Raw genomic sequence first — 25,033 nt, 5'->3', positions numbered from 1 at the left:
TGGCCTACCTGCGCGCGCTGACCGGCGCCGGCCCCCCCGCCCCTGCTCAGGGCCTCAGCGCGGGCCGAGCTGGTCGGCCAACGCCCGCAGGGCCAGCTCGTAGGAGCCCAGGCCGAAGCCCGCGATGGTCCCCGAGGCGATCGCCGCGATCACCGAGTTGTGCCGGAACTCCTCGCGGGCGTACGGGTTGGAGATGTGCACCTCGATCAGCGGCGCGGTGCGCTGGGCGGCCGCGTCGCGCAGCGCGTACGAGTAGTGCGTGAAGGCGCCCGGGTTGATCACCACCGGCGTCTTCTCGTCGGCCGCCCAGTGCAGCCACTCGATCATCTGCTGCTCGGAGTTGGTCTCCTTGACCTCCACCTCGAAGCCCAGCTCCTTGCCCAGCGCGGTGCAGCGCTCGACCAGGCCCGCGTAGGAGGTGGCGCCGTAGACGTCCGGCTCGCGACTGCCGAGCCGGCCCAGGTTCGGTCCGTTCAGCACCAGGACCCGGCTCATGCGCCCACCTCGCTGCGCTCGGCGAGCGCTTCGCGCACGCACACCTTCTGACCTGCTCGCTCGCTTCGCTCGCTCACGCGGAAACCTCCGCGTAGGCAGCGACCAGCAGCGAGGGGTCGGGACCCTCCAGCACCGAGGTCTTCGCCAGGCCGTCCAGCACGATGAAGCGCAGCAGGTCGCCGCGCGACTTCTTGTCGATCTTCATGGCGTCCAGCAACTTCGGCCAGGCGTCCGCCCGGTAGCTCAGCGGCAGGCCCACCGAGGCCAGTACGGTGCGGTGCCGGTCGGCCGTCTCGTCGTCCAACCGCCCGGCCAGCCGGCCCAGTTCGGCGGCGTAGACCATGCCGACCGAGACCGCGGCGCCGTGCCGCCACTTGTAGCGCTCGTTGCGCTCGATGGCGTGCGCCAGGGTGTGGCCGTAGTTGAGGACCTCGCGCGCCCCGGCCTCCTTGAGGTCGCCCGAGACCACGTCCGCCTTGACCTGGATGGCCCGCCGGATCAGCTCCACGGTGTGCGGGCCGCTCGGCGTGGTCGCGCCCTGCGGGTCGGCCTCGACCAGGTCGAGGATCACTGGGTCCGCGATGAAACCGCACTTGATCACCTCGGCCAGGCCCGAGACGTAGTCGTGCCGCGGCACGGTCTCCAGGGTGGCCAGGTCGGCGAGCACGCCGACGGGCGGGTGGAAGGCGCCGACCAGGTTCTTGCCCTCGGCGATGTTGATGCCGGTCTTGCCGCCGACCGCCGCGTCCACCATGCCCAGCAGCGTGGTGGGCATCGCGATCCAGCGCACCCCGCGCAGCCAGCTGGCCGCCACGAAGCCCGCCAGGTCGGTGGTGGCGCCGCCGCCCAGGCCCACCACCACGTCGGAGCGGGTGAAGCCGGTCTGGCCCAGCACCGACCAGCAGTAGGCGGCGACCTCGGCGCTCTTGGCCTCCTCCGCGTTCGGCACCTGCAGCGCGATGGCCTGGTAGCCCTCGGCCTCCAGGTCCTCGCGGACGGCCTCGCCGGTGGCCGCCAGCGCCTCCGGGTGGATGATCGCCACCCGGCGGGCCTGGCCGCCGATCAGTCCGCTCAGCTCACCGAGCAGTTGCTGCCCGATCAGCACGTCGTACGGCGCGTGGCCGGCCGATCCGCCGACGTGGATGGTGACGGTGCTCATGCGTGTTCCCATTTCAGTGATTCCAGTACCGCGTCCGCGACCTGCTCCGGGGTGAGTCCCTCGGTGCCGACCACGGCCGTGGCGACCTCCAGGTAGAGCGGGCGGCGCCGCTCCATCAGCTCGCGCCACTGCTGGCGCGGGTTGATCGCGAGCAGCGGGCGCGGGGCGTCCAGGCCGACCCGCTTGACCGCGTCGCCGAGGGCGACCTCCAGGAAGACCACCGTCCGCCCGGCGAGCAGCGCCCGGGTCGGCTCGGCCAGCACGGCGCCGCCGCCGAGCGCGAGCACGCCCCGGTGCTCGGCCAGCGCCTGCGCCACGGCCCGGCACTCGAGCTCGCGGAAGTGCGGCTCGCCGTCCTGGATGAAGATCTCCGGGATCGGCTTGCCGGCCAGTTGCTCGACGTCGGCGTCGGTGTCCCGGAAGCCGGTGCCCAGGCGCTCGGCCAGCAGGCGGCCCACCGTGCTCTTGCCGGCGCCGGGCGGGCCGACCAGGACGAGCGGGAGGTTGCCCGCGCCCTCGTCCCGGCTCATCGGACGATCAGGTTCTCGAGGTAGCCGCGCACGTTGCGGCGGGTCTCGGTGACGTGGTCGCCGCCGAACTTCTCGCTCACCGCGTCGGCCAGCACCAGCGCGACCATCGCCTCGGCGACGATGCCGGCGGCCGGCACCGCGCAGACGTCCGAGCGCTGGTGGTGGGCCTTGGCCGGCTCACCGGTGCGCACGTCGACGGTCTGCAGCGCGCGCGGCACGGTGGCGATCGGCTTCATGGCCGCCCGCACCCGCAGCAGCTCTCCGGTGGACAGGCCGCCCTCGGTGCCGCCGGAGCGCCCGGAGGTGCGCCGGATGCCCTCGGGGCTCGGCACGATCTCGTCGTGCGCCTTCGAGCCGGGGACCCGGGCCAGCTCGAAGCCGTCGCCGACCTCGACGCCCTTGATCGCCTGGATGCCCATCAGCGCGGCCGCCAGGCGCGCGTCCAGCCGGCGGTCCCAGTGCACGTGCGAGCCCAGGCCCACCGGCACGCCGTAGGCGAGCACCTCGACGACGCCGCCGAGCGTGTCGCCGTCCTTGTGCGCCTGGTCGATCTCGGCGACCATCCGCTCGGAGGCGTCCGCGTCCAGGCAGCGCACCGGGTCCGCGTCCAGGCGCGCCTCGTCGCCGGGCTGCGGCAGCACGCCGGCCGGGGCCTTGGCGGCGCCCAGCTCGACCACGTGCGAGACGATCTCGATCCCGCAGGTCTCCTTGAGGAACGAGCGGGCCACCACGCCGAGCGCCACCCGCGCGGCGGTCTCCCGGGCGCTGGCGCGCTCCAGGATCGGGCGGGCCTCGTCGATCGAGTACTTCTGCATGCCGGCCAGGTCGGCGTGGCCGGGACGGGGGCGGGTCAGCGCCTCGTTGCGGGCCAGGCCCGCCAGGATCTGCTCGTCGACCGGGTCGGCCGACATCACCTGCTCCCACTTGGGCCACTCGGTGTTGCCGACCATGACGGCCACCGGGCTGCCCATGCTCAGGCCGTGCCGAACACCGCCGAGGAAGGTCACCTCGTCCTGCTCGAACTTCATCCGGGCTCCGCGGCCGTAGCCCAGCCGGCGCCGCGCCAGCGCGTCCGCCACCATCGCGGTGGTCACGGGCACGCCCGCGGGCAGACCCTCCAGGGTGGCGACCAGGGCGGGGCCGTGCGACTCCCCCGCCGTCAGCCAGCGCAACGTACCCAACGGTGCTCCTTCGTCAGCGGTCCGGTCGCGGCGCTCGCGCCGCGCTCCCGGCCGGGGCTCGATCCAACGGGCGTCGTCATGCGCGCCCGCCTGCGAATCCTTTCACGTCCGCAGGTCACCCCGGGCCGCGGTCCGCGTGGCGGACATCGTGGTGGACACCCCGGGCCCCGCCGTCCACCGCGCGTTCGGGCACAATGGAGGGGACCGCCCACCGGCGGCCACCGGACGAGACGCGCCGTACCCGGACCGACAAGACGACGCAGCCCCGTCAGGAGGGTGCCGGTATGGAGCAGGCCGTCCAGATCCTCGGATCGATCCTCATTCTCATCCCCTTCGCGCTGGCCCAGTGGGGCCGGATCAGTGCGCGCTCGCGGGGGTACCTGGTCCTCAACCTCGCCGGCTCGGCGGTCCTCGCCACCCAGGCCGCGCTCACCGCGCAGTGGGGGTTCCTGCTGCTGGAGGGCGTCTGGGCGGTGGTGTCGCTCATCGGCCTGGTCGCCGTGCTGCGCGGCCGCGAGCCCGCCGCCCAGCACTGACGGCGGCGGCTCGGCGCCCACCGACGGGTCCGGGACCCTAGCGCCCGGCCAACGCCGCCTCGCCCGCCGCCCGCATCGCCGCCAGCGGCCCCGCGGTGACCCCGGTGAACCGCTCGAACTGCAGCACCGCCTGGTGGACCAGCAGGTCCAGACCGCCCAGCACCGGCGCACCGCGCCGCGCGCAGGCCGCGGCCAGCGGGGTCGGCCAGGGGTGGTAGAGCACGTCGAAGAGCGCCCCGGGCGCGTCCGGCAGCGCGGCGGCGAAGGCGTCGGTGGCGCCCACCGGGGTGGTCGAGACGGTCAGCGGGCCGGCCAGCCCCTCGGCGCCGCGCTCCCAGTCGGCGGTGCGGACCGCCACCTGGAGCCGCTCCCCCAGCGCCCGCATCTCGCGGGCCCGCTCGGGCCCGCGCACGTACACGGTGACCTCGCCGGTGCAGATCCGCGCCAGCGCGGCCAGCGCGGAGGAGGCGGTGGCGCCGGCGCCCAGCACGGCCGCCGCCGGGACCTTCTCGATCCCGCGCTCGTGCAGCGCGGCGAGCAGGCCCGGCACGTCGGTGTTGTCGCCGGTGCGCCGCCCGTCGGCCTCCAGGACCAGGGTGTTGACCGCCTCCACCGCCAGCGCGGTGGGGCTCACCTCGTCCAGCAGCGGGATCACCGCGCGCTTGAGCGGCATGGTGAGCGAGCAGCCGGCCCACTGCCGCGGGTCGAGCCCGGCGAGGAAGCCGGGCAGCGCGGCCTCGTCCACCTCGAAGCGGTCGTAGCGCCAGCCCGTCAGCCCGAGCGCCGCGTAGCCGGCCCGGTGCAGCACCGGGGAGAGCGAGTGGGCGATCGGCGAGCCGAGCACGGCAGCCCGGTGTTGCATCGTCACGTCCTTCGGATCGCGCTTCGGGTCGCGCGTCAGGTCTTGCAGGTGCCCTGCTGGTCGTCGAAGCCCTGGCCGTGCGCGGTGCAGTAGTCCTTCACGTCGTTCTTGAAGGCGGCGAAGGTGTTGCTGAAGCGGGTCTCGGTCGGCGACACCGCCACGAAGTAGACCCAGTCGCCGGGCGTGGGCGCGAGCACCGCCTCGATCGCCGCGTCCCCCGGGTTGGAGATCGGCGTGGGCGGCAGGCCCTTGATCTGGTACGTGTTGTACGGGGTCTTCCCGTTGCGCTCGGCGTCGGTGAAGTTGGTGCGGCCGAGCTCGTACTGCAGCGTGGTGTCGAGCTGCAGCTTGCCCTGCGTGGCGTTGGTGTTGAGGCGGTTGGACAGGACCCGGGCGATCTTGCCGAAGTCGTTGTCGTTGTTGCCCTCGCGCTGCAGGATGCTCGCCTCGACGAGGACCTCGTACCCGCTCTTGAGGCCGATCTTCTGCGCGCCCTGGTCGAGGTTGAGCTGCTGGTAGTGCTGGACCGCGGTGTCGACCATCTGCTTGAGCAGGTCCTCGGGCTTCATGCCGTCGGTGATCGAGTACTTCTGCGGGAAGAGGAAGCCCTCCAGGTTGCCCTGCGCGTAGGCCGGCAGGTCCAGGTTGTTCGCCTGGCTCTTGGCCACCGCGGCGGTCGTGCCCGCCTTGAGCTTGAGCTTCGTGTCGATCTTGGCGTAGATCTCGAAGGCCCGGATGCCCTCCGGGATGATCAGCGCGTTGCCACCGTTGGAGTCCACCAGCAGCTGCACGGCCGCGGCCGCCGACATCTGGTGCTTCATGGTGTACGTGCCGGGCTGGATGGTGTTGCCCTTGGGGTTCTTGCCGTACGCGGCGATGAAGGCGTCCGTACTCTTCACCACGTCGGCGTCCTTCAGGACGGTGCCCATGTCGCTGCCGGTGGCGCCGTCCTTGATCTCGATGGTGACGGCGGTCGTCCCGGTGGCGGCGGTGGCGCCGGCGTAGTCGGCCGGCGGGCCGAAGTGGCTCTTGTAGAAGCCGTAGCCCCACCAGCCGGCGCCGCCCATGCCGCCGAGCAGGACCAGGGTGACCACCAGGCAGGCGCCGCTGTTGCGCAGCCCGGACTTCTTGCCCTTGGCCTTGCGCTTGGCCTCGGCCTCGTCGCTGATGTCCTGACCGGCGTCGAAGAACGAGTCGTGCTGCTCGGCCTCCTCGGCGAGCTCGTCCTGCGCGAGGTCGCCCTCGGGGTGCTCCTCCTCGACGTACTCGCCCTCGGCGTACTCGCCCTCGGCGTACTCGTCGTCGGCGTAGAGGTCGGCGTCGTACATCTCGGCGCCGGGCTGCGGGTTGTCCAGCGCGGCGGCCTCGGCCTCCCAGTCGATGCCGTCCGGGCCCGGGCCGCTGGGCTGCGCGGGAGCCGGCGCGGCCGGCGCCGGCTGCGGGGCGGGCGCGTACTGCTGGGGCATCGGCTGCTGGGGCACCTGCTGCTGCATCGGCTGCTGCGGGACCTGTTGCTGCTGCTGGGGCATCTGTTGCTGGGGGTAGCCCTGCTGCTGCGGGTAGCCCTGCTGCTGGGGGTACTGCTGGTACGGCAGCTGTTGCTGCGGCTGCTGCTGCGGCGACTGCTGTTGCTGCCACTGCTGCTGTTGCTGCTGCTGCCCGTACGGGTCCCCCGGGAGCGGCTGGCCCTGCTGCTGGGCCTGCGCGTAGGGGTCCACCGGGGCGTACCGAGGGTCGTACTCGCCGCCCTGCATCGGGTACTGGCCCTGCCCCTGGCCGCCGTACGGCACCTGCTGCTGCATCATCGGCTGGCCGGGCTGGCCGGGCTGGCCCGGCTGGACGTACTGACCCTGGCCGAGGTGGCCGGGGCCGCCCTGGACGGGGGCCTGCTGCTGGAGCTGCTGCTGCTCACCGAAGCCGGGCTCGGCGGGGTTCCATGGCTGGGAGCCGTAGCCCCGACCCTGATCAGTCATCGAATCCCTTAGACCGACGGAGACGGTCGGTTGATCGGACCGGCCGTCCGGGACGGCGTCCCGGCAGTATCTCGAACCGGCGTGCTAGCGCAGCGCCTGAGGGGAGACGTTACCGTACCGCACGGTACCTCCCGTGGTCCCGTCCTCGCGGCAACCGCCCACCACCCCCTGGTCAGGGGCTCGGTGAGCCCGAGGCGCCGGGGTGCTGGGACTGGTAGGCGTTGAACTCCTCCACGTTCTTGCGCTGCTGCTGCTCACTGTCCGTGAACCGGGTGTCGCCGGGGCGCACCGTGACGAAGTAGAGCCAGTCCCCCGGCGCCGGGTTCAGCGCGGCCTGGAGCGCGTCGTGTCCGGGGTTGTCGATCGGGGTGGGCGGCAGGCCGGGGTTGCGGTAGGTGTTGAACGGCGAGTCGAGCCGGGTGTCGGTCGTGGAGGTGTGCAGGGTCGTGCGCCCGAGCGCGTAGTTGACGGTGGAGTCGAGCTGCAGCGGCAGGTTCTTGGCCAGCCGGTTGTAGATCACCCGGGAGACCTTGGCCATGTCGTCGGGATTGTCCGCCTCGCCCTGGAGCAGGCTGGCCAGCACCAGGATCTGGTACGGCGTCAGGTTGCGCTCGGTCACCGCCTGGCCCAGGCCGTCGCTGTCGTACTCGTGGGCGGCCTGCTTGACCATCTGCTGGAGCAGCGCCAGCGGCGTGCTCTCGCCGGTCACGCTGTAGGTGGACGGGTAGAACAGGCCCTCGGGGTTGCCGCCGGCGTAGTCGGGCAGCCCGAGCTCGGACAGGTGCTGCTCGGCGGTGTGCTGGGCGGTGCCGGCCGGCAGCTTCAGGCGCTGGTCCACGGCCGCGTAGACCTGGGTGGCCCGCCAGCCCTCGGGGACCGTCAGCCCGTTGGCCAGCGACGGGTTGCCCAGCACGCCCACCGCCGCGACCGCCGACATCCGGTGGCGCAGCGGGTAGGTGCCGGGCTGGATGCGCTGGCCGGCCGCCTTGGCCGCGGCGTCGGTGAAGGCCTGGACGCTGGCCACCACCTTGTTCTGCACCAGGATCTGGCCGATCCGGGTGAGGCTGGCGCCCTGCGGGACGGAGACCTGCACGCTGCCGCTGCCGCCGCCGGAGAAGTCGGCCGCGGCGGGGTGCCGGGTGCCGCCGAGCAGCGCCTGGGCGGTCAGCAGCAGTGAGCCGGCCATCAGCGCCAGCAGCAGCAGGGTCAGGCCGCAGGCCAGTCCGGTACGGTCGGGGCGCCGTGGGTCGTCCGGATCGGGCGCGGACCCGCCGCCCGGCCCCGCACCCGGCTCGGTGCCCGGCGGCCGCTGCGGCGGGGGTTCCAGGGCGGGTGCTCCGAGGTGGCCCGGGGTCAGCCCGGGCGCCCAGTCCTGGTCCATGGCGTGCCAGTCCCCTTTTGCCCGGTCGCGGGAAACGGTCGGGGCCCGTCCGGACGCGTCCGGACGGGCCCCTCACACAGCACGCTAGGGCAGGATGATCAGCTGATCGGCTCGACACTCTCGCCGGGCGCCCGACCGCTCACCCGTTCGGTCTCAAGCGCGCTCTGCAGGATCACCACGGCCGCGGCCTGGTCGATCGCCGCGCGGCCCTTCTTGGCCTTCACGCCGGCGGCGCGCATGCCCTGGGTCGCGGTGACGGTGGTCATCCGCTCGTCGACCAGCCGCACCGGCACCGGGTAGAGCCGCATCGCCAGCCGGCCGGCGTAGGCGCGCACCTTCTCCGCGGCCGGGCCCTCCTTGCCGCTGAGCGAGCGCGGCAGACCGACCACCACCTCGATCGCGTCGTACTCCTCGACGATCGCCTGCAGCCGCGCCTGCGAGCGGCCCCCGGCGGGGACCGTCTCGACGGGCGTGGCGATCAGCCCGTCGGGGTCGCAGGACGCGACCCCGATCCGGGCGTCACCGACGTCGACGGCGATCCGCCGACCCCGGCGCCAGGGCTTGGGCTCCTGGGTCTGCTCGGGCTCCATCAGGACGCGCGCTCCGCGACCAGCCTGCGCACGGCCTCGACGGCCGCGTCCACCGCGGAGGCGTCGGTGCCGCCGCCCTGGGCCACGTCGTCCTTGCCGCCACCGCCGCCGCCCAGCGTCTTGGCGGCGACCCGGACCAGCTCGCCGGCCTTGACGCCGCGGGCGCGGGCGTCCTCGTTGGTGGCGATCACGGTGAGCGGACGGCCGCCCGCCACCGTGAAGGCCGCCACCACGGCCGGCCGGGCGCCGAGCCGGGCCCGGACGTCCAGCACCAGCTTGCGCAGGTCGTCGGCGCCGGTGCCGTCCTGGACCCGGGCGGCCACCAGGGCCACGCCATGGACGTCCTGGGCGCTGTCGACCAGTCCGGCGGCCGCGGCCAGCACCTTCTCGGCGCGGAACCGCTCGATCTCCTTCTCGGCCTCCTTGAGCTTGCCGAGCATCGCGGAGATCTTCTCCGGCAGCTCCTCCGGGCGGCCCTTGACCAGCTCGGTCAGCTGGGCCACCACGGTGTGCTCGCGGGCCAGGAAGTTGTAGGCGTCCACGCCGACCAGCGCCTCGACCCGGCGCACGCCGGCGCCGATCGAGGACTCGCCGAGCAGCTTCACCAGGCCCAGCTGGGCGGTGTTGCCGACGTGCGTGCCACCGCACAGCTCCTTGGAGAAGTCACCGATGGTGACCACGCGCACCGAGTCGCCGTACTTCTCGCCGAACATCGCGATCGCACCGGCCTTGCGGGCCTGGTCCATCGTCATGACCTCGGCCGTGACGTCGAGCTCGCGGGCCAGCACCTCGTTGATCTTCTGCTCGACGTCCACCAGGACCGAGCCGGGCACCGCGGCGGGCGAGCCGAAGTCGAAGCGGAAGCGGCCCGGGGAGTTCTCCGAACCGGCCTGGGCGGCGGTGGGGCCCAGCGCGTCGCGCAGCGCCTGGTGGGTCAGGTGGGTGGCGCTGTGGGCGCGGGCGATCGCCCGGCGGCGCTCCACGTCCAGCTGGGCGTAGGCGGCCGCGCCGACCACGACCTCGCCGACCAGCACCGAGCCCTTGTGCACGATCACGCCGGGCACCGGCTGCTGGACGTCGCGGACCTCCACCACGGCGCCCGAGTCGAGCCGGATCCGGCCGTGGTCGGCGAGCTGGCCGCCGCCCTCGGCGTAGAACGGGGTGCGGTCCAGCACCAGCTCGACGTCGTCGCCCTCGTGCGCGGCCGGGGCCGGCAGGCCGTCGACCAGCAGGCCCACCACGGTGGCCTCACCGAAGGTGTCGGTGTAGCCGGTGAAGACGGTGGCGCCCGAGACGTCGGCCACCTCGCGGTAGGCGGAGACGTCCGCGTGGCCGAGCTTCTTGGCCCGGGCGTCGGCCTTGGCCGCGTCGCGCTGCTGCTTCATGAGGCGGCGGAAGCCGTCCTCGTCCACCGACAGGCCCTGCTCGGCGGCGATCTCCAGGGTGAGGTCGATCGGGAAGCCGTAGGTGTCGTGCAGTTGGAAGGCCTTGTCGCCGGCGAGCACTGCGGAGCCGGCCGACTTGGTCTCGCCGATCGCGGTGTCCAGGATCGCGGTGCCGCTGCGCAGGGTCTGCAGGAAGGTCGCCTCCTCGGCGACGATGACCGTCTCGATCCGCTTGCGCTCCTCGAAGAGCTCCGGGTACTGCGGACCCATCGCCTCGATGGTGACCTCGGTGAGCGAGCGGGCCACCGGGTCGGTGGCGCCCAGCAGGCGCATGTTGCGGATCGCGCGGCGCAGGATGCGGCGCAGCACGTAGCCGCGGCCCTCGTTGCCGGGGGTGACGCCGTCGGCGACCAGCATGACCGAGGTGCGGATGTGGTCGGCGACCACGCGCAGCGAGACGTCGGTCTTCTCGCCGGCGCCGTAGCGGTGACCGGTCAGCTCGGCGGCCCGGCCCAGGATCATCCGGGTGGTGTCGATCTCGAAGAGGTTGTCGACGCCCTGCAGGATGGTGGCCAGCCGCTCCAGGCCCAGGCCGGTGTCGATGTTCTTGGCCGGCAGGTCGCCCAGGATCGGGAAGTCGTCCTTGCCGGTGCCGGCGCCGCGCTCGTACTGCATGAAGACCAGGTTCCAGATCTCCATGTAGCGCTCGCCGTTGACCGCCGGGCCGCCCTCCTCGCCGTAGGCGGGACCGCGGTCGTAGTTGATCTCCGAGCAGGGGCCGCAGGGGCCGGGCACGCCCATCGACCAGAAGTTGTCGGCCTTGCCCAGGCGCTGGATGCGCTCGGAGGGGACGCCGATCTTCTCCAGCCAGATCTTCTCGGCCTCGTCGTCGTCCTGGTAGACGGTGATCCAGAGCTTCTCGGGGTCCAGGCCGTAGCCGCCGCTCTCCACGGAGGAGGTCAGCAGCTCCCAGGCGTGGGAGATGGCCCCTTCCTTGAAGTAGTCACCGAAGGAGAAGTTGCCGCACATCTGGAAGAAGGTGCCGTGCCGGGTGGTCTTCCCGACCTCTTCGATGTCCGGGGTGCGCACGCACTTCTGCACGCTGGTGGCGGTGCTGAAGGAGGGCTTGACCTCGCCCAGGAAGTACGGCTTGAACGGCACCATGCCCGCGTTGACCAGCAGCAGGGTGGGGTCGTCGGCGACCAGGGACGCCGAGGGAACGACGGTGTGGCCGCGCTCCTCGAAGAAGCGCAGCCAGCGGCGGCGGATCTCTGCCGACTCCATGAGGGGTCCTTCCGGTTAAGGGTGCTTGCCCCGGCGCTGTTCGAGCTGGCGGGGCGTTGACGTGAGGGCTGGGGGGGTGGAACCGGCGCGCGAGGGGGGCAGGGCGACGCCCGGGGAACCGGGGGCCGCCGAGATAGCTCGGTACTCGGCGCCGCGGGGCGCGGCCGTCCGGCGCCGGCGCGGCGCGGGCTCCAGGACGGCGGTGCCGTCCAGGCCGAGGTCGGCGCGCAGTTGCTCCTCGCGCTCGGCCATGCCGGTGCGGACGTCCTGCGCGAAGCGCTTGGCCGCGTCGCCCAGGTGCAGGGCGCCGCGCGCGGCGGTGCCCGACAGGCTGTCAGGGGTGAGGCGGCGGGTGGCCTCGTTGGCCTTGTTCATGGCCCAGACGGCGGCGCCGGCGCCGACCGTCATCCAGAAGATGCGTCGAACCACGGTGCATCAGCCCTTCACGGCTCGCCGGACACGGGAGAGCAGGCCGCCGCGGGGGGCGGTGGCGGCGCGGACCTCGGCGCGGATCAGCCGGGCCAGCGCGTCGCGCTCGGGACCCTGCTGAGGCAGGGTCAGGGTGCCGTTCTGGCGGCTGACGGCCTTGCGCACGCCGTAGCTGAAGGCGGCGACCTTGACCAGCGGGCCGCCCAGGGTGGCCGCGACGGTGGAGGACAGGGCGTTGGCGTTGGCGGCGGCGTCCTGCACGTTGGCGGTGATGTCGTCCACCCGGTCGAGCTGCTGCTGGGCGCTGCGCACCGCGGCGCCGGCCTCGGTCAGCAGCGGCACGGCCTGCTCGGTGACGGCCGTGACCAGCACGGTGGCCTCGCGCAGCACCTTGGACAGCCGTACCAGGACGACGGCGAGCAGGGTGACCAGGACCGCCCAGCCCACGGCCACCAGCAGGCCGGCCAGCTCTCCCACGGACACCGTGTGCTCCCTTCGCTCCTCGATACGGAACCCTATCGCGCCCGCGCCCCAGGTCCCGACCCGATAACCGCTGGCGAGGCGCTCGGGTGTGCGAGCCGCGCTCCGTAACCTACCGGCCGGTCACCTCGTTGGGCCGGGCGGGAGACCGGACCACGGGATCCGGGGTCGCGGCGGCGGACAGGAGTGCGGCGGTGCTGGAGCACGGGACGGAGCCGCCCGGGCGGCTGCCCGCGGAGATCACCGGGTTCGTCGGCCGGCGGGCCGAACTCGGCGCGCTGGCAGCGCTGTTGGAGCGGGCCAGGCTGGTGACCGTGACCGGGCCCGGCGGCGTCGGCAAGACCCGCCTGGCGCTGCGCGCGGCCGCCGCCGTGGCCGGTGGCTTCAGCGGCGGCGCGCACCTGGTGGAGGTCGGCCAGGTGCGCGACCCGCTGCTGCTGGGCCACGCCGTGCTGGAGGGGCTCGGCCTCACCGACGCCACCGCCCGCCCGCCGCTGGACGTGCTGGCCGAGCAGCTGGCCGACCGCCGCCTGCTGGTGGTGCTGGACGGCTGCGAGCACCTGGTGGAGCCGTGCGCCGAGCTGGTCGGGGCGCTTCTGCGGGCCGCGCCCGGCCTGCGGATCCTGGCCACCAGCCGCGAGCAGCTGCGGGCGGCCGGCGAGCACCTGCTGCCCGTCGCGCCGCTGCCGGTGACCGCACCGGGGCGCGAACTCCCGGACGCGGTACGGCTCTTCGCCGATCGCGCGGCCGCCGTGCTGCCCGGGTTCGCGCTCACCGAGCGCAACACCGCGCAGATCACCGTGCTCTGCCGCCGCCTGGACGGCATCCCGCTGGCCGTGGAGCTGGCCGCCGGACGGCTGCGCGCGCTCACCGTCGAGCAGATCGCGCTGCGCCTGGACGACCGCTTCCAGCTGCTCACCGGCGGCGAACGCGGCAGCTGCCCGCGGCACCGCACGCTGCGCACCACGATCGGCTGGAGCCACGAACTCTGCACGTCGCAGGAACGTTTGCTCTGGGCCCGGCTGACCGCCTTCGCGGGCGGCTTCGACCTGGAGGCCGCCGAGTACGTCTGCGCCGGTGACGGCATCGACCCGCAGGACGTCTTCGACCTGGTCGCCGAGCTGGTCGCCAAGTCGGTGCTGCTGCGCGAGGAGGGCGCGGGGGCGGTGCGCTACCGGCTGCTGGACACCCTGCGCGACTACGGCGCGCAGTGGCTGCGGGCCACCGGCGAGGAGGACCGGCTGCGCCGCCGGCACCGCGACTGGTACCTGGGGCTGGCCGGCTGGGGCGAGCTGGAGTGGTTCGGCCCGCGCCAGGTGCAGGCCGCCGAGCGGACCGCGCTGGCGCACGGCAACCTGCGCGCCGCCCTGGAGTTCTGCCTGGGCGAGCCCGGCGAGGAGCAGCCGGCCCTGGTGCTGGCCGGCACCCTCTGGTACTTCTGGGTCGGCTCGGGCCACCTGGGCGAGGGCCGGCACTGGCTGGACCGGGCGCTGGCGCTGGCCCCCGAGCCGACCCCGGCCCGGGCCAAGGCGCTCTGGGTGACCGGCTACATGGCCACCCTGCAGGGCGACCCGGCCCGCGCGCTGCCGGCGCTGGAGGAGTGCCGGCAGCAGGCCCTGGACACCGGCGACGACCGGGCGCTGGCCTACGCGCTGCACCGGCTGGGTTGCGCCGCGCTGATCGGCGACCAGCCGGCCCGCGCCGCCGAGCTCTTCGAGGACGCGCTCTGGCACTACGAGACGATCGGCGAGCTCAACAGCAACGTGCTGATGGCGATGTTCGAACTCGGGCTGGCCCGGCTCTTCCAGGGCGAGGCGGCCGAGGGCGAGCACTGGATGAGCCGGGTGCGCGCGCTCTGCGAGGAGCACGGCGAGCAGTGGGCGTACGCGTACGGGCTCTACGCGATGGCGTACTCGCAGTGGCTCTGCGGCGACGTGCGCCAGGCCCGCGCGCACGCGCGCGAGTGCGTGCGGCTCAACCACCTCTTCCGCGACCTGGTCGGGATCGTGCTCGGCCTGGAGATGCTGGCGCTGCTGGCCACCGAGCCGCTGCAGGGGCCCAAGGAGCCGGCCGACCTGCGCGAGGCACGGCTGCTGCAGGGCGCCGCGCACCGGATCTGGCAGGCGGTGGGGATCCCGCTCTTCGGCTCCACCAGCTTCAACGCCCCGCACCTGGAGTGCGCGGCGCGCGCCGAGGCCGGTCTGAGCGCGGGCGAGTTCGCCGAGGCGTTCCGCCAGGGCGCCGCGCTGGACCTGGACGCGGCGGTGCGCCGGGCGCTGGGCGGCCGGCCGCAGGGCGCCCGCGGGCACCGCGAGCAGCCGACCGCGGTCCGTGAGGCGCCGCAACGGGCGGAGCCCCCGCGGCCCGAAGGCTGCGGGGGCTCCGTCGCGATCCTCGACTCGTGAGCCGGGGAGCGGGGACGCGGGTCAGCGCGAGTAGTACTCGACGACCAGCTGCTCGTCGCAGATCACGGGGACCTCACGACGCTGCGGGGCACGGTCCAGGCGGAAGGCCAGGGCCTTGAGGTTGACCTCGAGGTACTTCGGGGTCTGACCCTCACCCGCGTAGCCACCCTCACGGGCGACCTGGAACGGGACCTTCTCCTTGCTACGGTCACGCACGGTGACGACGTAGCCCGGCTTCATCTGGAACGACGGCTTGTTGACCTTGCCACCGTTGACCTCGATGTGGCCGTGGACGACCATCTGGCGAGCCTGGTAGATGGTCCGGGCGATGCCCGAGCGCATGACCAGCGAGTCGAGGCGGACCTCGAGGTCGGCGACGAGCGCCTCACCGGTCTTGCCCTCGGCCTTCTTCGCGCGGTCGAACGCGCGGGCCATCTGCTTCTCGCTCAGGTCGTACTGGGCGCGCAGACGCTGCTTCTCGAGCAGACGGACCTTGTAGTCCGAGTTCTGCTTGCGGCCACGGCCGTGCTGGCCGGGCGGGTACGGGCGGGCCTCGAAGTACTTGACGGACTTCGGGGTCAGCGGCACGCCAAGGGCACGGGCGATCTTGACCTTGGGACGCTTCTGGTTCGCCATGGAACCATTACCTCTTTCAGTTGCGAATACGGCTTCACCAGGTGTTGACGGAGGTCGCCTGTCGCGGACCGGAGAAAAACCGCCCCTGACGGGACTGGTCAGCCGCTCTCCGGAGCCGGGCACGAGAGGTGCAAGCACACGGGTGGCCCACCGCCGTGAGGTGGTGGGCTGCCCGCGACACCGAAACGGTGCGCGACGCTCCTGGGGGCACCCCACGAGGGGGCGCTCCGGGCCGTTGTCCCGCTGGTGCGGCCGGTCGGTCGGGCTCGCGCCCGCCGCCGTGCCCGGGACAGGGCACTTCGAGCGAGTATACCCGGTGGTCAGTCCCCCTTGAGCCGGGCCCTGGTCCACTCGACGACGTCGGCGTACCGGGCCTCGCCGCCGTGCCGGGTCGGCCGGTAGTACTCCTTGCCGTGCACGGTGTCCGGCGCGTACTGCTGGGCGGCGATCCCGCCGGGCAGGTCGTGCGGGTACTGGTAGCCCTTGCCGTGACCGAGCTTGCCCGCCCCGCCGTAGTGCGCGTCGCGCAGGTGCGGCGGCACCGCGCCGGCCAGCCCCTGGCGCACGTCGGCCAGCGCCGCGTCGATGGCCAGGTAGGCGGCGTTGGACTTCGGCGCCAGCGCGAGCGCGATCGCGGCCTGCGAGAGGATGATCCGCGCCTCGGGGAACCCGATCAGCGCCACCGCCTGGGCCGCGGCCACCGCGGTGGACAGGGCGGTCGGGTCGGCCAGGCCGACGTCCTCGCTGGCGGAGATCATCAGCCGCCGGGCGATGAAGCGCGGGTCCTCGCCGGCCTCGATCATCCGGGCCAGGTAGTGCAGGGTGGCGTCCACGTCGCTGCCGCGGATCGACTTGATCAGCGCGCTGGCCACGTCGTAGTGCTGGTCGCCGTCCTTGTCGTAGCGCACGGCGGCCTGGTTGACGGCCGTCTCGGTGGTGGCCAGGTCGATCACCCCGACGCCCCGCTCCAGCGCCGCGCCGGCCGCCGCCTCCAGGGTGGTCAGCGCCCGGCGCGCGTCGCCGCCGGCCAGCCGGACCAGGTGGTCCTCGGCCTCCTGGTCGAGGGTGAGCCGCCCCTCCAGGCCGCGCTCGTCGGCGACAGCGCGGCGCAGCAGGGCCCGCACGTCCTCGTCGGTGAGCGACTGCAGGGTCAGCAGCAGCGAGCGCGAGAGCAGCGGGGAGATCACCGAGAAGTACGGGTTCTCGGTGGTGGCGGCGATCAGCGTCACCCAGCGGTTCTCCACCGCGGGCAGCAGCGAGTCCTGCTGGGCCTTGGAGAAGCGGTGGATCTCGTCCAGGAAGAGCACCGTCTCGGTGCCGCTCATGCCCACCGCGCGGCGCGCGCCGTCGATCACCGCGCGCACCTCCTTGACGCCGGCGGTGATCGCCGAGAGTTCGACGAAGCGGCCCTCGACGGCCTGGCTGATCACGTGCGCGAGGGTGGTCTTGCCGGTGCCGGGCGGCCCCCAGAGGATCACCGAGCTGGTGGCCGCCGGGCCCTTGGCGCCGGAGACCAGGCGGCGCAGCGGCGAGCCGTCGCGCAGCAGCTGGCGCTGCCCGGCCACCTCGTCCAGCGTGCGCGGGCGCATCCGCACCGCCAGCGGCGCCCGCCCGGGCTCCTTGGCCTGGCGGTCCTCGGCGGCGGCGGTGAAGAGGTCCGGTTCGTCCACCCGGCCACCCTATGCGAGGCGACCGACAGGCCGGCGCCTACGTCTTGCCGGACCTCTTGTCGGACTTTTCGGACTTCTTGTCCGGCTTCTTGTCCGACTTCTTGTCGGACTTCTTGTCGGACTTCCTGCCGTCGTCGCCGCCGCCCGCCGCGAGGCGCGCCGCGTGGTCCGGCACGTACTTCTGCAGGTCGCGCGGCGGACGCTGGTAGCCCTTGGGCGCCGGGCGGGGCGGCAGCGCGACCGGTGGCTTGGTGACGTCGCGGTAGTCGATGGTGGAGAGCAGGTGGGCGATCATGTTGATCCGGGCGCTGCGCTTGTCCTCGCTCTCCACCACGTTCCACGGCGACTCGGGGATGTCGGTGTGGACGAACATCTCGTCCTTGGCCCGGGAGTAGTCCTCCCAGCGGGTGATCGACTCGATGTCCATCGGGGAAAGCTTCCAGCGCCGCATCGGGTCGGTCAGCCGGGAGCGGAAGCGGCGTTCCTGCTCGGCGTCGCTGACCGAGAACCAGTACTTGCGCAGCACGATGCCCGCCTCGATCAGCATCCGCTCGAAGGTCGGGCACTGGTGCAGGAACTGCCGGTACTCCTCGTCCGTGCAGAAGCCCATCACCTTCTCGATGCCGGCCCGGTTGTACCAGCTGCGGTCGAACAGGACCATCTCGCCGGCCGCCGGCAGCTGTTCCACGTAGCGCTGGAAGTACCACTGGCCGCGCTGGCGCTCGGTGGGGGCGGGCAGCGCGGCGACCCGGCTGATGCGCGGGTTGAGGAACTCGGTCACCCGCTTGATGGCGCCGCCCTTGCCCGCCGCGTCCCGGCCCTCGAAGACCACCACCAGCCGGATGCCCTCCACCCGCACCCACTCCTGGAGCTTGACCAGCTCGTTCTGCAGGCGCAGCAGCTCCTTCTCGTACAGGGCCTTGGCGAGTCGGGGCTGCTTGGCGGGCTCAAGGGTCACGGTGGCGCCTCCGCGGGAAGGGTTCTGACGACCCCTCACGGTATGTCCGATCAGCCCACCCGCGCAGGACGGCGCACCCGGCGGCGACCGGGCAGCCGGGTGATCGCGCCGGCCGGGGAGCCGCGGGCCGCCGTCAGGAACCGTCAGCAGCCGTCAGAGGCCGTCGAACGGCTCCGGGTAGGCGCAGTGGCCGCGCGGGGTGCCGTCGTAGGCGGGCAGCGTGAGCACCTGGAAGACCTCGTCGGGCACCTCGTAGGGGCCGCTCACGCCGTGCCCGGCGGCCGGCCCGAAGCCGAACCGCCCGTAGTACGCGGGATCGCCCAGCACCACCACCAGCTGCTCCCCCGCGCCCTCGGCGGCCGCCAGGGCCGCCCGGACCACCTGCTCGCCGACCCCGCGGCGCTGCCACTCCGGGGCCACCGCCACCGGCGCCAGTGCCAGCGCGGCGCCGTCGCCGACCCGCAGCCGGGTCATCAGCACGTGCGCCACCACCAGGCCGCCCTCGTCGACGGCGACCAGCGACAGTTCCGGCAGCCAGCACGGGTCCGCGCGCAGCGCGTCCACCAGGTCGGCCTCCTCCGGTCCGGGGAAGGCCGCCATGTGCACCCGTCTGGTGGCGGGTGCGTCGGCCGGCTCCTCGACTCTGATCCGCAGCTCCATGCCCACTCCTTTGTGGACGCGCTCCGGCCGGTGCGCAGAGAGGCGCACCGGCCGGAGCGGTGATGGTCAATCGAGTGTCAGGACTCCTGCGGAGCCTGCGACTTGGGCTCCTCGCGGAGCTTGGGCTGGGCGTCCACGCCGGCCTCGCGGCGCTGCGCGGGGGTGATCGGGGTGGGGGCACCGGTGAGCGGGTCGCCACCGGTGGACGTCTTCGGGAAGGCGATGACGTCACGGATGGTGTCGTACCCGCCGAGCAGGGTCACCACCCGGTCCAGGCCCAGCGCGATGCCGCCGTGCGGCGGCGGGCCGTAGTTGAAGGCGTCCAGCAGGAAGCCGAACTGCGAGGCCGCCTCCTCCTCGGAGAGGCCGATCGCGTCGAACGCCCGCTTCTGCACGTCGCGCTGGTGGATACGGATCGAACCGCCGCCGAGCTCCGAGCCGTTGAGCACCAGGTCGTAGGCGTTGGAGAGCGCGCTGCCGGGGTCGGTGTCGAAGGTCGCCAGCGACTCCGCGGTGGGCGCGGTGAACGGGTGGTGCACCGCGTGCCAGCCCTGGAAGGCGCCCTTGTCGTCCTCGATCGGCTCGAACATCGGGAAGTCCACGACCCACAGGAAGGCCCACTGCGACTCGTCGATCAGCTCGCAGCGGCGACCGATCTCCAGGCGGGCGGCGCCCAGCAGCTCCTGGGAGGCGGTCTGCTTGCCGGCCGCGAAGAAGATCGCGTCGCCGTTCTTGGCGCCGGCGGCCGCGGCCAGGCCGGCCAGGTGCTCGGCGCTGAGGTTCTTGGCGACCGGACCGCGCAGCTCGCCGCTCTCGGCGTCGATGACCACGTAGGCCAGGCCCCGGGCGCCGCGCGCCTTGGCCCAGTCCTGCCAGGCGTCGAGCGCCTTGCGCGGCTGCGAGGCTCCGCCGGGCATGACCACCGCGCCGACGTACGGCGCCTGGAAGACCCGGAACTCGGTGCCCTTGAAGTACTCGGTCAGGTCGGTGAGTTCCTGGCCGAAGCGGACGTCGGGCTTGTCGGAGCCGTAGCGGCTCATGGCGTCCGCGTAGCTGATCCGCGGCAGCGGGCTGGGGAGCTGGTAGCCGTGCACCTCGGACCAGATGCGCGCGACCAGCTTCTCGCCCAGGGCCAGCACGTCCTCCTGGTCGACGAAGGAGGCCTCGATGTCCAGCTGGGTGAACTCCGGCTGGCGGTCGGCGCGGAAGTCCTCGTCGCGGAAGCAGCGGGCGATCTGGTAGTAGCGCTCCATGCCGGCGACCATCAGCAGCTGCTTGAAGAGCTGCGGGGACTGCGGCAGGGCGTACCAGTGGCCCGGCTGCAGGCGGACCGGGACCAGGAAGTCGCGGGCGCCCTCGGGGGTGGAGCGGGTGAGGTACGGCGTCTCGATGTCGAGGTAGTCGTTCTCCTCCATCACCGTGCGGATGATGTGGTTGACCTTCGAGCGCAGGCGCAGCGCGCGGGCCGGGCCCTCGCGGCGCAGGTCCAGGTAGCGGTAGCGCAGCCGGACCTCCTCGTTGACGGTGCCCGGCTCGTACTCGGCGACCTGGAAGGGCAGCGGCGCGGCCTCGGAGAGCACCTCGATCGAGCTCACCACGACCTCGACGGCGCCGGTCGCGATGTCCGCGTTCTCGTTGCCCTCGGGGCGGATCCGGACGTCGCCGACCACCTTCACGCAGTACTCGGCGCGCAGGCCGTGCACCGAGTCGAGGTCGCGGACCACGACCTGCACGGTGCCCGAGGCATCGCGCAGGTCGATGAACGCCACCCCACCGTGGTCGCGGCGGCGGGCGACCCAGCCGGCCAGGGTGACGGTGGTTCCGGCGTGCTCCGCGCGGAGCGTGCCCGCGTCGTGCGTGCGGATCACAGCTGCTTCTCCTTCAGGGTGGTGACGAGTGCTTCGAGAGCGACCGGGACCTGCTCGCCGGTGGTCAGGTCCTTGAGCTGGACGACCCCTTCGGCGAGGTCGCGGTCTCCTGCGACCAGGGCGAAGCGGGCCCCGGAGCGGTCGGCGGACTTCATGGCGTTCTTGATGCCCTTGACACCGAAGGCCAGGTCGGTGGCCACGCCCGCCCGGCGCAGCTCGGTGACCTTGGCGAAGAGCACGTTCTTGGCCTCCTCGCCGAGCGCCACCGCGTAGACCTCGGTGGTGGCCGGCAGGTCCAGGACGATGCCCTCGGCCTCCAGCGCGAGTTCGGTGCGGTCCACGCCCAGGCCCCAGCCCACCGAGGGCAGCGCGGGGCCGCCGAGCATCTCGGACAGACCGTCGTAGCGCCCGCCGCCGCCGATCGCGGACTGCGCGCCGAGGCCGTCGTGCACGAACTCGAAGGTGGTGCGGGTGTAGTAGTCCAGGCCGCGCACCAGCTTGGGGTCGTCGACGAAGGCGACGCCGGCCAGCGTGAGCAGCTCGCGGACCTGCTCGTCGTAGGCCTTGCAGTCCTCGCAGAGGTAGTCGCGCAGCCGCGGGGCGTCGACCAGCTGGGCCTGCACGGCCTCGCGCTTGTCGTCCAGCACCCGCAGCGGGTTGATCTCGGCCCGGCGCCGGGTGTCCTCGTCCAGGTCCAGGCCGGCCAGGAACGCCTGGAGGGCGGCGCGGTAGACCGGCCGGCACTGCTTGTCGCCCAGGCTGTTGAGCAGCAGCCGGTAGTCGCGCAGGCCCAGGGCGCGGAACGCGTCGTCGGCCAGGATGATCAGCTCGGCGTCGAGCGCCGGGTCCTCGGCGCCGATCGCCTCCGCGCCGACCTGGGCGAACTGGCGGTAACGGCCCTTCTGGGCCTTCTCGTAGCGGTAGAAGGAGCCGCCGTACCAGAGCTTGACGGGCAGGTTGCCGAGCCTGTGCAGGTTGGCCTGCAGGGCGGCGCGGACCACCGAGGCGGTGCCCTCCGGGCGCAGCGCGAGGTCGTCGCCGCCCTTGGTGGTGAGGGTGTACATCTCCTTGCTGACGATGTCGGTGGACTCGCCGACACCGCGGGAGAAGAGCTTGACGTCCTCGAAGACCGGGGTCTCGACGTAGCCGTAGCCGGCCCGGCGCAGCGGCGCCGACAGTGCCGCGCGGATCGCCAGGACCGTCGCGGACCTCGGCGGAAGCAGGTCGTAGGTGCCCTTGGGGGCGGTGAAGGTGCTCAACTTCTCTTCCGTCACATTCCTCGTCGCGGGGCCGCGGGGGCGGGCAACGCCCCTGCCGCTTGCTGGAGGTAGGGGTTGGTGGCGCGCTCGCGGCCGATGGTGGTCTGGTCGCCGTGGCCGGAGAGGACCACGGTGGCGTCGTCGAGGGGCAGGCAGACCCGGGCGAGCGAGCGCATGATCGCGCTGTGGCTGCCGCCGGGGAAGTCCGTGCGCCCGATGGAGCCGGCGAAGAGCAGGTCGCCCGAGAACAGGACCGGTGGGACCTGGTCGGTCGCGGGCGTCCGGAACGTCACCGACCCCTTGGTATGGCCGGGCGCGTGGTCGACGGTCAGCCGCAGTCCGGCCAGTTCCAGCTCCACGCCGTCTGTCAGCTCGCGCAGGTCGGCCGGCTCGCCGATGGTCAACTCGCCCATCAGCTGCTGCCCGATCGAGCGACCGAGCGCCTTCTCCGGGTCGGTGAGCATGAACCGGTCCTCGGGGTGCAGGTAGGCCGGGATGTCCTTGGCGCCGCAGACCGGGACCACCGAGGCGACGTGGTCGATGTGTCCGTGGGTGAGCACCACGGCGACCGGCTTGAGACCGTGCTCGCGCACCATCGCCTCGACGCCGGCGGCCGCCTGGTGTCCGGGGTCCACGATCACGCACTCCTCGCCGGCCGCGGGCGCGACGAGGTAGCAGTTGGTGCCCCAGGCTCCGGCGGGAAATCCGGCGATGAACACGGCAGTCCTTCGGCAGTTCGGTGGGCGGTCGGCGGCGGGCGATCGGGGGTGCGGAGTGCTCCGGTGCAGCCTACCGGCGCCACGGCACCGGCCGCGAACCAGATACGAGCGTGCCGCCGGGCCGGTCGTTCGTGATCATTGCCATGCCCGCCTCACCGTGTTCTTACAGACAAGGTCCCTACACTTGGCGCCCAGCGGATGCGATGATCCGCCCGACACGTTTCGCGCGGCGAACCCGGCGCGCGCCAGTACTGAGGAGACACGGCCGGTGGTCAGCAGCGAACAGCGGCGGCGGCAGCTCGCCCGCGAGAAGTACGACCGGCAGCAGGCGAACCGCGCCAAGGCCCAGGCCAAGGCCCGGCGGCGCAACGCCGGCATCGGTGCCGCGGTGGCCGTGGTGGTCCTGGCCGCCGGTGGTGCCTGGGCCGGTGGCGTCTTCAAGTCCGACGCCAAGAAGACCGACACCGCGAACGCCGCGCCGACCGCGAGCGCACCCGCGGCCGCGCCCAGCCCGGTCAAGGGCTGCAACCCGCCGGCGGCCGGCGCCCCCAACGGCAAGAAGTGGACCAGCGAGCCGGCGATGGCGCTGGACACCAACGCCCAGTACACCGCGGACCTGGAGACCAGCTGCGGCACGGTCACCATCGCGCTGGACGCCGCCAAGGCGCCGCACACGGTCAACTCCTTCGTGTTCCTGGCGGGTCAGAACTACTTCGACCACGTCAAGTGCCACCGCCTGACCACCTCGGGCATCTACGTCCTGCAGTGCGGTGACCCGACGGCCAGCGCCACCAACCCCGGTGGCTCGGGCGGCCCCGGCTACCAGTTCCCGGACGAGAACCTGACCGGCGCCACCTACCCGGCCGGCACCGTGGCGATGGCCAACGCGGGCCCGGGCACCAACGGCAGCCAGTTCTTCCTGGTCTACAAGGACACCCAGTTGCCGCCCAGTTACACCCCGTTCGGCAAGATCACCGGCGGCCTGGACGTGCTCACCAACATCGCCGCCGGCGGCGTGCAGGGCGGCACCGGCGACGGCGCCCCGAACGCGAACGTGGTGCTCGACAAGGTGACCACCACCAAGGGCTGACGATCTCGCGCGGCGGCCGGCGCACCGATCGTCACCGCCGCGCGAATTGGCCCGGCCCGGATGCGGACAGCACCGGGCCTGGTCGCCTATGTTGCTGTTGTGTAGGGTGCCCTGACCCGTTCGCCGTCACCCTCGGCAACTGGTAGAACCGGGCGGGCAGGGACGGTGGGCCATCGGTCCGCCGCACATTCAACTGTGGACGACGGATCCGCACCGCACGGCGGTCGGCGGAACGTCATGTGGAGGAGGCGCTGTGAGCAGCGACCCGTGGGGCCGTGTCGACGAGCAGGGGACCGTCTACGTCAGGACCGCCGAGGGCGAACGCGTCGTCGGCTCCTGGCAGGCGGGCTCCCCCGAGGAGGCTCTCGCCTACTTCGAGCGCAAGTACCAGGGCCTGGCTGCCGAGATCGGCCTGCTGGAGCACCGGATCCGCAAGACCGACCTGGCGGCGAAGGACGCGCAGACCGCGCTGGACCACCTGCGCGCCCAGGTCGTCGAGGCGCACGCGGTCGGTGACCTGGACGCGCTCGCCAAGCGGCTGGACACCCTGAGCGGGGAGATCGAGTCCCGTCAGGTGGAGCGCAAGGCGGCCCGCGCCAAGGCGGCCGACGAGACCCGCCACGCCAAGGAGGCGCTGGTCGCCGAGGCCGAGCAGCTCGCCGAGTCCACCCAGTGGCGGGAGGCCGGCGACCGGCTGCGCGCGCTGGTGGACACCTGGAAGGGCCTGCCGCGCCTGGACCGCAAGAGCGACGACGAGCTGTGGCACCGCTTCTCGCACGCCCGGTCGGTCTTCTCCAAGCACCGCAAGGCGCACTTCGCGTCGTTGGACGCCGAGCGCGACCAGGCCAAGGCGGTCAAGGAGCGGCTGGTCAGCGAGGCCGAGGCGCTCTCCAGCTCCGTCGAGTGGGGTGACACCGCAGCCCGCTACCGCGACCTGATGGCGCAGTGGAAGGCCGCCGGGCGCGCCCAGCGCGACGCCGAGGACGAGCTGTGGGCCCGCTTCCGCGGCGCGCAGGACGTCTTCTTCCAGGCCCGCTCGGCGGTCTTCACCGAGCGCGACGCCGAGCAGGGTGAGAACCAGAAGCTCAAGGAGGCCCTGCTCGTCGAGGCCGAGGCGATCCTGCCGATCACCGACCTCAAGGCCGCCAAGGCCGCGCTGCGCGACGTGAACGAGCGCTGGGAGGCGATCGGGCACGTGCCGCGCGACGCCCGTCCGAAGCTGGACGCCCGGCTGAACACCGTGGAGCGGGCCGTGCGCGAGGCCGAGGAGGCCGAGTGGAAGCGCTCCAACCCGGAGGCCAAGGCCCGCGCGGCCGGCATGACGGGTCTGCTGCAGAGCGCGGTGGACAAGCTGCGCGCCGAGGCCGACAAGGCGCGGGCGGCCGGCAACGAGGCCAAGGCCAAGAAGCTGGAGGGTGAACTGGCGGGCCGTCAGGCACTGCTGGACCAGGCGCTGAAGAGCCTGGAGGAGTTCAGCGGCTGA

General features: G+C 72.9%; 22 protein-coding genes and 1 riboswitch. Of the genes, 4 read left to right on the top strand and 18 right to left on the bottom strand.

Annotation, left to right across the window (positions count from 1 at the left end; translation table 11 throughout):
* Positions 1–54: 54 nt before the first annotated feature.
* The 4 genes from aroQ to aroC form a co-directional block, all read right to left on the bottom strand.
* Positions 55–495 carry a type II 3-dehydroquinate dehydratase gene (aroQ, locus tag ABD323_RS15545; protein WP_344442164.1) on the bottom strand — a complete coding sequence of 147 codons (441 nt, stop codon included), beginning with the start codon at positions 493–495 and terminating at the stop codon, positions 55–57.
* A gap of 73 nt (positions 496–568) precedes the next feature.
* Positions 569–1,654 (bottom strand): 3-dehydroquinate synthase, encoded by a 1,086-nt coding sequence (aroB, locus tag ABD323_RS15540; RefSeq protein WP_344442163.1) that lies wholly within the window; start codon positions 1,652–1,654, stop codon positions 569–571.
* Positions 1,651–2,184 (bottom strand): shikimate kinase, encoded by a 534-nt coding sequence (locus ABD323_RS15535; protein WP_344442162.1) that lies wholly within the window; start codon positions 2,182–2,184, stop codon positions 1,651–1,653. The genes aroB and ABD323_RS15535 overlap by 4 nt, the downstream gene beginning before the upstream one ends.
* Positions 2,181–3,365, bottom strand: coding sequence for a chorismate synthase (gene aroC, locus ABD323_RS15530; protein ID WP_344442160.1), 1,185 nt, complete (start codon positions 3,363–3,365; stop codon positions 2,181–2,183). Before aroC ends, ABD323_RS15535 begins: the two co-directional genes overlap by 4 nt.
* Before the next feature lie 199 nt (positions 3,366–3,564).
* Positions 3,565–3,629: riboswitch (guanidine-III (ykkC-III) riboswitch) on the top strand.
* A gap of 20 nt (positions 3,630–3,649) precedes the next feature.
* Here aroC and ABD323_RS15525 point away from each other — a divergent pair.
* The gene (locus ABD323_RS15525) at positions 3,650–3,901 is read left to right on the top strand and encodes a CBU_0592 family membrane protein (RefSeq protein WP_344442159.1); all 252 of its coding nucleotides are present in this window, start codon (positions 3,650–3,652) and stop codon (positions 3,899–3,901) included.
* A 37-nt stretch (positions 3,902–3,938) separates the two neighbouring features.
* Here ABD323_RS15525 and ABD323_RS15520 read toward each other — a convergent pair whose 3' ends face one another.
* From ABD323_RS15520 to ABD323_RS15490, 7 genes are all read right to left on the bottom strand, one after another.
* Positions 3,939–4,763, bottom strand: coding sequence for a shikimate dehydrogenase (locus tag ABD323_RS15520; protein WP_344442158.1), 825 nt, complete (start codon positions 4,761–4,763; stop codon positions 3,939–3,941).
* A 35-nt stretch (positions 4,764–4,798) separates the two neighbouring features.
* Positions 4,799–6,736 (bottom strand): endolytic transglycosylase MltG, encoded by a 1,938-nt coding sequence (mltG, locus tag ABD323_RS15515; RefSeq protein WP_344442157.1) that lies wholly within the window; start codon positions 6,734–6,736, stop codon positions 4,799–4,801.
* Between the two features lie 172 nt (positions 6,737–6,908).
* Entirely contained in the window at positions 6,909–8,117 is a 1,209-nt protein-coding gene (mltG, locus tag ABD323_RS15510; protein ID WP_344442156.1) for an endolytic transglycosylase MltG, read from the bottom strand.
* Positions 8,118–8,215: 98 nt separating this feature from the next.
* Positions 8,216–8,707, bottom strand: a complete 492-nt coding sequence (ruvX, locus tag ABD323_RS15505; RefSeq protein WP_344442155.1) for a Holliday junction resolvase RuvX — start codon at positions 8,705–8,707, stop codon at positions 8,216–8,218.
* Entirely contained in the window at positions 8,707–11,376 is a 2,670-nt protein-coding gene (alaS, locus tag ABD323_RS15500) for an alanine--tRNA ligase (protein ID WP_344442153.1), read from the bottom strand. Before alaS ends, ruvX begins: the two co-directional genes overlap by 1 nt.
* 15 nt (positions 11,377–11,391) lie before the next feature.
* Entirely contained in the window at positions 11,392–11,805 is a 414-nt protein-coding gene (locus ABD323_RS15495; RefSeq protein ID WP_344442152.1) for a DUF6167 family protein, read from the bottom strand.
* 6 nt (positions 11,806–11,811) lie between these two features.
* Positions 11,812–12,288 carry a DUF948 domain-containing protein gene (locus ABD323_RS15490; protein WP_344442150.1) on the bottom strand — a complete coding sequence of 159 codons (477 nt, stop codon included), beginning with the start codon at positions 12,286–12,288 and terminating at the stop codon, positions 11,812–11,814.
* Between the two features lie 191 nt (positions 12,289–12,479).
* Between ABD323_RS15490 and ABD323_RS15485 the strand changes: the two genes are divergently transcribed.
* Positions 12,480–14,690: an ATP-binding protein gene (locus tag ABD323_RS15485; RefSeq protein WP_344442149.1), complete on the top strand. Its 2,211-nt coding sequence runs from the start codon at positions 12,480–12,482 to the stop codon at positions 14,688–14,690.
* A 21-nt stretch (positions 14,691–14,711) separates the two neighbouring features.
* On the opposite strand, the gene rpsD is transcribed toward ABD323_RS15485, so the two are convergent.
* The 7 genes from rpsD to ABD323_RS15450 all read right to left on the bottom strand — a co-directional run bounded on the left by rpsD (position 14,712) and on the right by ABD323_RS15450 (position 22,460).
* Positions 14,712–15,326: a 30S ribosomal protein S4 gene (gene rpsD / locus ABD323_RS15480; RefSeq protein ID WP_344442148.1), complete on the bottom strand. Its 615-nt coding sequence runs from the start codon at positions 15,324–15,326 to the stop codon at positions 14,712–14,714.
* A gap of 320 nt (positions 15,327–15,646) precedes the next feature.
* Positions 15,647–16,996: a replication-associated recombination protein A gene (locus tag ABD323_RS15475; protein WP_344442147.1), complete on the bottom strand. Its 1,350-nt coding sequence runs from the start codon at positions 16,994–16,996 to the stop codon at positions 15,647–15,649.
* Between the two features lie 37 nt (positions 16,997–17,033).
* Positions 17,034–17,954, bottom strand: coding sequence for a polyphosphate kinase 2 (gene ppk2, locus ABD323_RS15470; protein WP_344442146.1), 921 nt, complete (start codon positions 17,952–17,954; stop codon positions 17,034–17,036).
* A gap of 153 nt (positions 17,955–18,107) precedes the next feature.
* Positions 18,108–18,614, bottom strand: a complete 507-nt coding sequence (locus ABD323_RS15465) for a GNAT family N-acetyltransferase (protein ID WP_344442145.1) — start codon at positions 18,612–18,614, stop codon at positions 18,108–18,110.
* A 77-nt stretch (positions 18,615–18,691) separates the two neighbouring features.
* On the bottom strand, positions 18,692–20,482 hold the full coding sequence (gene aspS / locus ABD323_RS15460) for an aspartate--tRNA ligase (protein ID WP_344442144.1): 1,791 nt from the start codon (positions 20,480–20,482) through the stop codon (positions 18,692–18,694).
* Positions 20,479–21,741: a histidine--tRNA ligase gene (hisS, locus tag ABD323_RS15455; RefSeq protein WP_344442143.1), complete on the bottom strand. Its 1,263-nt coding sequence runs from the start codon at positions 21,739–21,741 to the stop codon at positions 20,479–20,481. Before hisS ends, aspS begins: the two co-directional genes overlap by 4 nt.
* Before the next feature lie 11 nt (positions 21,742–21,752).
* A complete protein-coding gene (locus ABD323_RS15450) occupies positions 21,753–22,460 on the bottom strand; it encodes an MBL fold metallo-hydrolase (protein WP_344442142.1) in 708 nt (235 codons plus the stop codon).
* A gap of 268 nt (positions 22,461–22,728) precedes the next feature.
* On the opposite strand from ABD323_RS15450, the gene ABD323_RS15445 reads away from it, so the two are divergent.
* A complete protein-coding gene (locus tag ABD323_RS15445) occupies positions 22,729–23,550 on the top strand; it encodes a peptidylprolyl isomerase (protein ID WP_344442141.1) in 822 nt (273 codons plus the stop codon).
* 253 nt (positions 23,551–23,803) lie between these two features.
* Complete coding sequence (locus tag ABD323_RS15440; protein ID WP_344442140.1) at positions 23,804–25,033, top strand: DUF349 domain-containing protein; 1,230 nt, start codon at positions 23,804–23,806, stop codon at positions 25,031–25,033.

Origin of the sequence: Kitasatospora nipponensis (genome assembly GCF_039528135.1) — a bacterium.
In the GTDB taxonomy this organism is placed as follows: Bacteria; Actinomycetota; Actinomycetes; order Streptomycetales; family Streptomycetaceae; genus Kitasatospora; species Kitasatospora nipponensis.
Note: the sequence above shows the minus strand (reverse complement) of the source record. Positions and strands in the feature narration are given on the sequence as shown.